An 8,596-nucleotide genomic window follows, 5' to 3' on the forward strand; every position below is an offset into this window, starting at 1 on the left:
GCCCGCGCCGTTGCCGATGATGCCGACCTGGCCGTCGAGCTTGACGTAGTTGAGGCCGAGCTCCTTGGCCTGGGCCTCCAGCGGGTTGGCCTCGTCCTTGTCCTCGAGCTCGGCGTGCTCGGGGTGACGGAAGGCGGCGTTGTCGTCGAGGGTGACCTTGCCGTCGAGGGCGATGACCTGGCCGTCCTCGGTGCGCACGAGCGGGTTGACCTCGACGAGCGTCGCGTCCTCCTGCTTGTACACCTGCCACAGCTTGAGGATGACGTCGGCCACCGTGTCGGCCACCTCGGGCGCGAAACCCGCCGCGGTGACGATCTCCTGCGCCTTGGCCTCGTCGATGCCCACGATCGGGTCGACCGGCACGCGCGCCAGCGCTTCCGGCCGCTCGACGGCGAGCTGCTCGATCTCCATGCCGCCCTCGACGCTGGCCATCGCCAGGTAGCGGCGCTCGGCCCGGTCGAGGAGCACGGAGAAGTAGTACTCCTCGGCGATCTTGGCGCCCTCGGCGACCATCACGCGGTGGACGGTGTGACCCTTGATGTCCATGCCGAGGATCTCGCGCGCACGCGCCTCGGCCTCCTCCGGGCTGTGGGCGAGCTTGACGCCGCCCGCCTTGCCGCGGCCGCCGGTCTTGACCTGCGCCTTGACGACGACGGTCCCGCCGCCCAGCTGCTCGGCGGCGGCCCGAGCCTCCGCCGGCGTGGTCGCCACGATTCCGCCCAGGACGGGCACGCCGTGCTTCTCGAACACGTCCCGCGCCTGGTACTCGAAAAGGTCCACCAGGTGAGTCCTCTCATCGACTGCTCTCGGATTGCCTCGACATCGAGACATCGGCGTCCACTGTACCGCCCAGCGGGCGCAGGGGCCTTCCCAGGCCTCCGGCCGCGGACGGGCCGGAGCCGCACGTTCCGCCGTCGGACGGCGCAAATGAGCCCCTGGGGGCGGAGAGGCGCGGCCCCGGGTGCGTGACCGTCGTCACCTCGGCGGAAGGGGACGGACACCTCGTCGAGGGCGGCGACCTGCCCCCGGCGGCCGCCCGGCGTCAGTGTCCGGCCGTCGCCGAGGCGGACTCCTGCGCGAGGATCTCGAGGATGTCGGCACGGATCTGCTCCGGTGGGACCGGCGGTTCGTAGCGCGCGAGCACCCGGCCGTCCCGGCCGACGAGGAACTTGGTGAAGTTCCATGCGATGTCACCGGGCTCGCGGGCCGGCGTGACGTCCTTGAGCCGCTCGTAGAACGCCCCGTGGCGCGGCCCCCAGTCGCCCGGGTCCGCGGCGCGCAGGTGGGCGTAGAGCGGGTGGGCGTCCGGCCCGTTGACGTCGATCTTGCGGAACACCGGGAAGGTGACGTCGTAGGTGAGCCGGCAGAACTCCACGATCTCCTCGTCGGTGCCGGGCTCCTGGCCGCGGAACTGGTTGCAGGGGAAGGCGAGGATCTCCAGACCCTGGTCGCGCAGCTCCCGGTACAGCGCCTCGAGGCCCTCGTACTGCGGGGTGAGCCCGCACTTGCTCGCGACGTTGACGATGAGCAGGAGCCGGCCGGCGTACTCGGCGAGCGGGACGCTCGTCCCGTCGGCCCGCGTCGCGGTGAAGTCGTGGGTCGTGGTCGTCATCGTGCTCCGTTCTGGCGTGGTCCTGCGCCCCACCGTACGACGCTCCGGCCGGTCAGCCGCGCCGGAGGACGGCTACGAGGAAGTCGGAGGTTTCCTCCAGCGGTCGCAGGTCCCACGTGGAGAGCAGGAGGTCGGGGACCAGGCCGCCCTCCCGGGCGTCGGCGAGGAAGTCGTCGAAGGCGTAGCCCCGCCCGGCCCCGAACCCGATCGCGGCACGCCCGTCGGCCCGCAGGTGGCGCGCCATGCGCCGCAGCACCTCGACCCGGGTGCTCTCGGCGAGGAAGGTCATGACGTTGCCGGCGCACAGGATGGCGTCGAACGGCTCGGTGATGCCGCGGGCGGGCAGGTCGAGCTCGGCGAGGTCGCCGACCAGCCAGGTCGCGCCGGGGAAGTCCTCCTGAGCCGCCTCGATGAGCACGGGGTCGACGTCCACGCCGACGACCTCGTGCCCGGCCTCGGCCAGGTAGCCGCCGTGGCGGCCCGGGCCGCACCCGGCGTCGAGGATCCGCGCTCCTCGCGGGACGAGGGCGTCGACCAGCCGGGCCTCCCCGACGAGGTCCGCGCCGGCAGCCGCCATCTGGCGGAAGCGCTGGACGTACCAGGTCGAGTGGTCGGGGTTGGACCTGGTGATCTGGACCCACTTGCTCGGTTCGGTCATGGGTCCAGTCTGCCTGCTCCTGCCCGGCCGGATCCGTGCCGGCCGCCGCGGCGTGGTCAGGGTCCGGGTCGCACTGAGGCGTGCGGGAGGTCCGGGGCGTCAGTCCGGCCAGATCCCGGAGCGGGCGCGTCGATGGCTGCCGAGGAGGTGGGTGTCGACGATGCCGACGGCCTCCATGAGGGCGAACATCGTCGTCGGGCCGACGTGCCGGAAGCCGCGCGCCCGCAGCGCCTCGGCGAGGGCGACGGACTCGGGGGAGGTCGTGGGCACCTCGGCGAGGGTGCGGGGCCGCGGCGTCCGGGCGGGCCGGAAGGACCAGATGAGCGCGGGCAGCCCGCCCTCGGGGCGCAGCGCGACGGTCGCCCGCGCGTTGGCGACGGTCGCCTCGATCTTGCGGCGGTTGCGCACGATCCGGGCGTCGGCGAGCAGCCGGGCGACGTCGTCCTCGTCGAAGGCCGCCACGGCGTCGGGGTCGAAGTCGGCGAAGGCGTCCCGGAACGCGGGGCGTTTGCGCAGGATCGTCACCCAGGCCAGGCCCGACTGGAAGACCTCGAGGCTGAGCCGCTCGAACAGCCCGCGCTCGTCCCGCACCGGCATGCCCCACTCGGTGTCGTAGTACTCACGCAGGAGGGGGTCGCGGGCCGCCCACGCAGGTCGGGCCAGCCCGTCCTCGCCGACGATGAGGTCTGCCTGGTCCACGGGTACCACCTTCTCATCGGCGGACCGCCGCCCGGTGAGCGGATGCCGCCCCGCGCGGCGCTCCCGCACACCGCGTCGTGGACCGACGCCTGCGGGCGCCGGCCGGAGGAGGTCGTGCGGGCCGGGTGAGCCCGGCGCTACTCCTGCTGCAGCCGCTCGGACAGCTCGACGAAGGCGTCGGCGACCACCTCCGTGTACAGGTGTCCGCCGGCGATGTCCGGGTGGATGCCGTCGGACTGCAGCTGCTCCGGAGCGGCGTCGATGGCCGCGTACCAGTCCGCGATGATGGCGTTCGGGTAGTCCGCCACGACACGCGCGAGCGTCTCGTTCGCCTCGGGCACCCAGTACGAGCCGCCGTAGAGGTTGACGACCACGACCATCCGCTCCGGCCCCAGGGCGTCCAGCGCCGACCGCACCACCGCCTCGTCCACGCCGGCGTTCGTGCCGAAGTCGAGGACGACGCCGCGGCGCACCGTGCCATGGGCCAGCGCCTGCTCGATCGCGGCCAGCCCGTCGGGCCACTGCCGGTTCGACTTGGCGTCGAGGGCGATCTCGGGCCACCGGTGGGTGAGGCCGTGGGCGCTGGTCACCATGATCGAGTCGCCGAACCCGGTGATCTCCTCACCGCTCGGGACGCTCCGGTCGATGGCGGCGGGTGCCTCCTGGGGGTCGCCGGTCTGCTGGGCCGCGGGCTGGGCGGTCGTCGCGGCGTCCGCCTCGGCGCCGTCGGGCGCGGTGGCGGCGACGAGCTCCTCGTTCGCCTCGATCTGCTGCTGGGTGCGCGACTCCTCGGGGGCGGTGGCCACGGCCACCGCCGTGGTCACGGCGAGCACCGCCGTCGTCCCCGCGACGAGCCAGGCCGCGCGCCGCCCGCTGCCGTGCAGCGCGGCACGCCAGCGGCGCCACACCCCGCGGAAGCCCTCGCGGCGGACGGGCTGCTCCAGCCAGCGGTAGGACACCGCTGCCGCGGTGAGCGTCAGGCCCAGCGCCAGGCCGCGGGTGGTCCAGCTGACGGCGGAGTCGTAGGTGGTGGCCGGGAACAGCTCGGTGAGGATGAGGATGACCGGCCAGTGCCACAGGTAGATGCCGTAGGAGCGCTGCCCGAGCCAGACCATGGGCGGCAGGTCCAGGACGCGCTGGTAGAGCGAGCCCGGCCCGAGGAGGGCGGCGACGAGCACGGCGGTGAGCAGCGAGGCGGCGAGGATCCCGCCGCGGAAGGTGACGGCGGAGTCGGCGTCGAGCACCGTCATGAGCCACCCGAGCCCGAGCGCGGCGGCGAGCGCCGCCCCTTGGCGCAGCCGCTGCCACGCCGGGGTGTGGAGCGGACTGCGGGGCGCGGCCCAGGAGAAGGCGAGGGCGACGCCGATCATGAGGCCGAAGAGGTGGGTGTCGGTGCCGTAGTAGACGCGGGTGGCGTCCTCCCCCGGCGTGTGGAGCACCGCCATGAGGACGGCCGACACCCCCGCGACGGCCAGCGCCACCTGCACCCGCTGCCGGCTCGTCCGCGTCAGCGCCAGGAGAAGGACGAGCAGGACCGGCCAGAGCAGGTAGAACTGCTCCTCCACCGCGAGGGACCAGAAGTTGACGAAGAGCTGGGGGGCGGTCTGGGCGAAGTAGCTCGACCCGGCCCCGATCTCCAGCCAGTTGTTGGAGAAGGTGAGCACCCCGAGAACCTGCCGGCCGATGTCGACGAGCAGGTCGCCGCCGACCACGGCGGCCAGGCTCACGCTCACCAGGACCACGCTGACGAGCGCGGGGAGCAGCCGGCGCGCCCGGCGCAGCCAGAACCGCGGCAGGTCGAGCCGCCCCCGGCTGCCCAGCTCGCGCAGGAGCAGGGTGGTGATGAGGAAGCCGGAGATGACGAAGAAGACGTCGACGCCGAGGAAGCCGCCGGGCAGCGACGTGGGCCGCAGGTGGTAGACGAGGACGGCCCCGACGGCGAGCGCCCGCAGCCCGTCGAGGCCGTGGATGTGCCCGGTCCTGGGGTCGGTGCCGGACGGGCGGCGTCCCGCGCCCCGGGGGCGCGCGGTGCGCGCCGGTGCGGTGGTCTGCGCCATCCGCGCCTCCTCGACAGTTGTGTCGGAGACCAGGTTAGGGCGGGGTGGGACGACGTCGCGGGAGCCGCGCCGGTGATCTGTGTCGCGCCGTCGGGCGGTGGCGGGGGCCCGCGCGAGGACGGCCGGGCAGCCCGCACGCACCCGGACGGGGGCCGGGGCGCCTCCGGGCCGGGCTCAGAGCTTGGTGATCGGGGCGTACCGCAGGAGCAGGCGCTTGACCTCGCCCCCACCGAAGTCGACCTGGGCGACGGCGCTGGAGCCGGAGCCCTCGAGACCGACGACGGTGCCCAGACCGTAGGAGTCGTGCGTCACCTTGTCGCCGATGTCGAAGCCCGGGATGTCGCCGGCCGGGCGCGGGGTGGGGCCGCCGAAGGTCGGCGGCTCGGACCGGCGGGTGCGCACGGGGCCGCTGCGGCCGGTGCCGTAGCCCGCGCCGGTGCCGCGGCCGTGGCCGCTGCCCCATCCGCCGCCGGCGCTCCGCAGGGAGTCCATCGAGGACTCGGCCCGGCGCCAGTCGAGCAGCTCCTCGGGGATGTCGGCGAGGAACCGGCTCGGCGGCAGCTGCTGGGGCATGCCGAAGGCGGTGCGCACGGCCGCCCGGGAGACGTAGAGCCACGTGCGGGCGCGGGTGAGCGCGACGTAGGCCAGGCGGCGTTCCTCGGCGAGCTCCTCCTCGTCGCTCAGCGAGCGCTGGTGGGGGAAGGTGCCGTCCTCCAGGCCGGTGACGAAGACCACCGGGAACTCCAGCCCCTTGGCGGTGTGGACGGTCATGAGGGTGACCTGGCCCTGGTCGGCGGCGTCGTCGTCGGGGATCTGGTCGGAGTCGGCGACGAGGGCGACCCGCTCGAGGAAGTCGCCGAGGTCGCCGTCCGGGTCGAGCTCGCTGAACTCGGTGGCCACCGCGTGCAGCTCGGCGAGGTTCTCCACCCGGGAGGCGTCCTGCGGGTCGTCGCTCGCGCGCAGCTCGGCGAGGTAGCCGGAGCGGTCCAGCGCGGCGTCGAGGATCTCGGCAGGGCTCGCACCGGCGGCGAGCATGTCGCGCAGCCCGGCCATGAGCTCGTGGAAGGCGCGCACCTGGGTGCGGCTGCGGGTGGCCAGGCCGAGCACCTCCGGTGCCGTGCCGGCGGGGGCGGCGGCATGCTCGATCGCCTGCCCGAAGGACACCCGCTCCCGCTCGGCGTGGGCCGCGAGCATCGCCTCGGCCCGCTCTCCCAGGCCCCGCTTGGGCACGTTGAGGATGCGGCGCAGGTTGACGGTGTCGTCCGGGTTGGCCACCGCACGCAGGTAGGCCAGCGCGTCCTTGATCTCCCGGCGCTCGTAGAAGCGGGTGCCGCCGACCACCTTGTAGGGGATCCCCGCACGGATGAGGACCTCCTCCAGCGCCCGGGACTGGGCGTTGGTGCGGTAGAAGACGGCGACGTCGCCGGGACGCACGCCCGCGGAGTCGGCGAGCCGGTCGATCTCCTCGGCGATGAAGCGGGCCTCCTGGTGCTCGGAGTCCGCGACGTAGCCGACCACCTTGGGGCCGGCGCCGCTGCTGGTCCACAGGTTCTTCGCGCGCCGGTTGGGGTTGCGGGAGATGACGGCGTTCGCGGCGCTGAGGATGTTCTGGGTGGAGCGGTAGTTCTGCTCGAGGAGGATCGTCGTCGCCTCGGGGTAGTCCGCCTCGAACTCCAGGATGTTGCGGATCGTGGCGCCCCGGAAGGCGTAGATCGACTGGTCCGCGTCACCCACGACGGTGAGCTCGGCGGGCGGTAGCTCCGACTCCTCGTCCAGGACCCCGGCGAGCTCGCGGACGAGGACGTACTGGGCGTGGTTGGTGTCCTGGTACTCGTCGACGAGGACGTGGCGGAAGCGGCGCCGGTAGTGCTCGGCCACGTGCGGGAAGGCCTGGAGCAGGTTGACCGTCTGCATGATGAGGTCGTCGAAGTCCAGCGCGTGGGCCTGCCGCAGCCGCGCGTCGTACTCGCGGTAGGCCTGCGCGAGCGCGGCGTCGTAGGCGTTGCCCTCGTCGATGCCCGCGGCGAAGGTGTCCGGGTCGACGAGCTCGTTCTTCAGGTCGGAGACCTGCCGGGAGAACGCCTTGGGCGGGAAGCGCTTGGGGTCGAGGTCGAGCTGACGCACGACCAGCGTCATGAGCCGCTGGGAGTCGGCGGCGTCGTAGATGGAGAAGTTCGACCGCAGCCCGAGCGTGGCGTGCTCGCGGCGCAGGATCCGCACGCACGCGGAGTGGAAGGTGGACACCCACATGTGCCGGGCCACCGGCCCGACGAGGTCGGTGACCCGCTCGCGCATCTCCGCGGCGGCCTTGTTGGTGAAGGTGATCGCCAGGATCTCCCCCGCCCGGGCACGCCTGGTGGCCAGCAGGTGGGCGATCCGGTGGGTGAGGACACGGGTCTTGCCCGACCCGGCGCCCGCGACGATGAGGAGCGGACCTCCCTCGTGGAGGACGGCGGCGCGCTGCTGGGGGTTGAGGCCGTCCAGGAGGTCGGTGCGGCGCTGGGCGGCGTCGCCCGACCCGGCGTCGTCGTCTCGCGGCGGGACGGCGGCGGGCAACGGCGGACGGTCCGGGCCGAGGAGCCCGGGCAGGTTGTCGAAGAGGGAGGTCATGACCCCTCCAGGGTAGGCGCTCCCACCGACGGACCGGTCCTCACGTCTGCCACATGCCGACGAGGAGCGCGGCCGTGGCGACGAGCGCGCCGGACAGCTCGACGAGGATCGCGAGCCCGGCGGCCTTCATCGCCCGCCAGGTGGCGCGCCAGGCGTCGCCCTGGTCCCGCAACCGCAGGCTCTCGGCGGCGTAGACCCCGAGGACGAACCCGAGCGGCAGGCCGATGACGGGGACGACGAAGAAGCCGACGACACCGGCGGCGCCCCCGATGAGCAGGGTGCGGCTCGGCACCCCGCCCCGGCTGAGGTAGCGCCCGGCGAGGAGGTACTTGCCGATCTCGGCGGCCACGACGGCGACCACCGCGACGGCACCGACGGTCCAGCCCACGCCGCCACCGGTGACGGCCGCCCAGACGACGACGGCCGCCCCGACGAGGAACCCGCCGCCCGGGACGACCTGGACGACCGCCCCGACGAGCCCGACGACGACGACGAGCAGGACGACGGCCTCGCCGAGCGCCCCCATCAGGTCAGCGCCACAGGGCGGCGATGGCGATGTTGAGGGTGGTCAGCGCCGCGATGGCGCCGACGAGCCCGCTGCTCGGACCGTCCTTGCGGCGGCCGGCCACGATGACGAGCGCGGTGATGACGGCGGCCACGACGAGCTTGATGCCGATCTTCATGTGGTTGAGCTCGGGCAGCCCGTCGGCCATCTCCGCGATGCCGGTCATGAGGATCCCGGAGACGAGCGCGGTGAGCGCACCGTGGAGCACACCGTTGGCGAGCCGCGGGGTGCGGATGTTGGTCACCGTGCCACCGAGCACGATGGCCCAGCCGACGAAGTGGAGGAAGAGGAGAAGGTAGTAGACGACTGTCATGGCGTCAGCGTAGGCGAGCGCGGGGTCCTCGCGCCCAGCCGCAGGGCGCGACCCGTGCCGTCTCCACCCGCCCGGCCGCACC

At 73.5% G+C, this 8,596-nt stretch carries 8 protein-coding genes; all 8 read right to left on the minus strand.

Features of this window, described 5'->3' with window-relative positions; translation table 11 throughout:
• Window positions 1–780, minus strand: a 780-nt coding sequence (locus Q0195_RS14435; protein ID WP_299279761.1) for an ATP-grasp domain-containing protein, incomplete at its 3' end; no start/stop codon positions are given.
• 262 nt (window positions 781–1,042) lie between these two features.
• A complete protein-coding gene (locus Q0195_RS14440; RefSeq protein WP_299279763.1) occupies window positions 1,043–1,612 on the minus strand; it encodes a glutathione peroxidase in 570 nt (189 codons plus the stop codon).
• A 52-nt stretch (window positions 1,613–1,664) separates the two neighbouring features.
• Window positions 1,665–2,270 (minus strand): class I SAM-dependent methyltransferase, encoded by a 606-nt coding sequence (locus Q0195_RS14445; RefSeq protein WP_299279765.1) that lies wholly within the window; start codon window positions 2,268–2,270, stop codon window positions 1,665–1,667.
• A gap of 99 nt (window positions 2,271–2,369) precedes the next feature.
• A complete protein-coding gene (locus tag Q0195_RS14450; RefSeq protein ID WP_299279767.1) occupies window positions 2,370–2,969 on the minus strand; it encodes a DNA-3-methyladenine glycosylase I in 600 nt (199 codons plus the stop codon).
• Window positions 2,970–3,106: 137 nt separating this feature from the next.
• The gene (locus tag Q0195_RS14455) at window positions 3,107–5,026 is read right to left on the minus strand and encodes an acyltransferase family protein (RefSeq protein WP_299279769.1); all 1,920 of its coding nucleotides are present in this window, start codon (window positions 5,024–5,026) and stop codon (window positions 3,107–3,109) included.
• Window positions 5,027–5,200: 174 nt separating this feature from the next.
• Window positions 5,201–7,636 (minus strand): DNA helicase PcrA, encoded by a 2,436-nt coding sequence (gene pcrA, locus Q0195_RS14460; protein ID WP_299279771.1) that lies wholly within the window; start codon window positions 7,634–7,636, stop codon window positions 5,201–5,203.
• A gap of 40 nt (window positions 7,637–7,676) precedes the next feature.
• Window positions 7,677–8,162: a DUF456 domain-containing protein gene (locus tag Q0195_RS14465; protein ID WP_299279773.1), complete on the minus strand. Its 486-nt coding sequence runs from the start codon at window positions 8,160–8,162 to the stop codon at window positions 7,677–7,679.
• Between the two features lie 4 nt (window positions 8,163–8,166).
• Entirely contained in the window at window positions 8,167–8,514 is a 348-nt protein-coding gene (locus tag Q0195_RS14470; RefSeq protein ID WP_299279775.1) for a hypothetical protein, read from the minus strand.
• Window positions 8,515–8,596 lie beyond the last annotated feature (82 nt).

This window comes from uncultured Georgenia sp. (genome assembly GCF_937958535.1).
In the GTDB taxonomy this organism is placed as follows: Bacteria; Actinomycetota; Actinomycetes; order Actinomycetales; family Actinomycetaceae; genus Oceanitalea.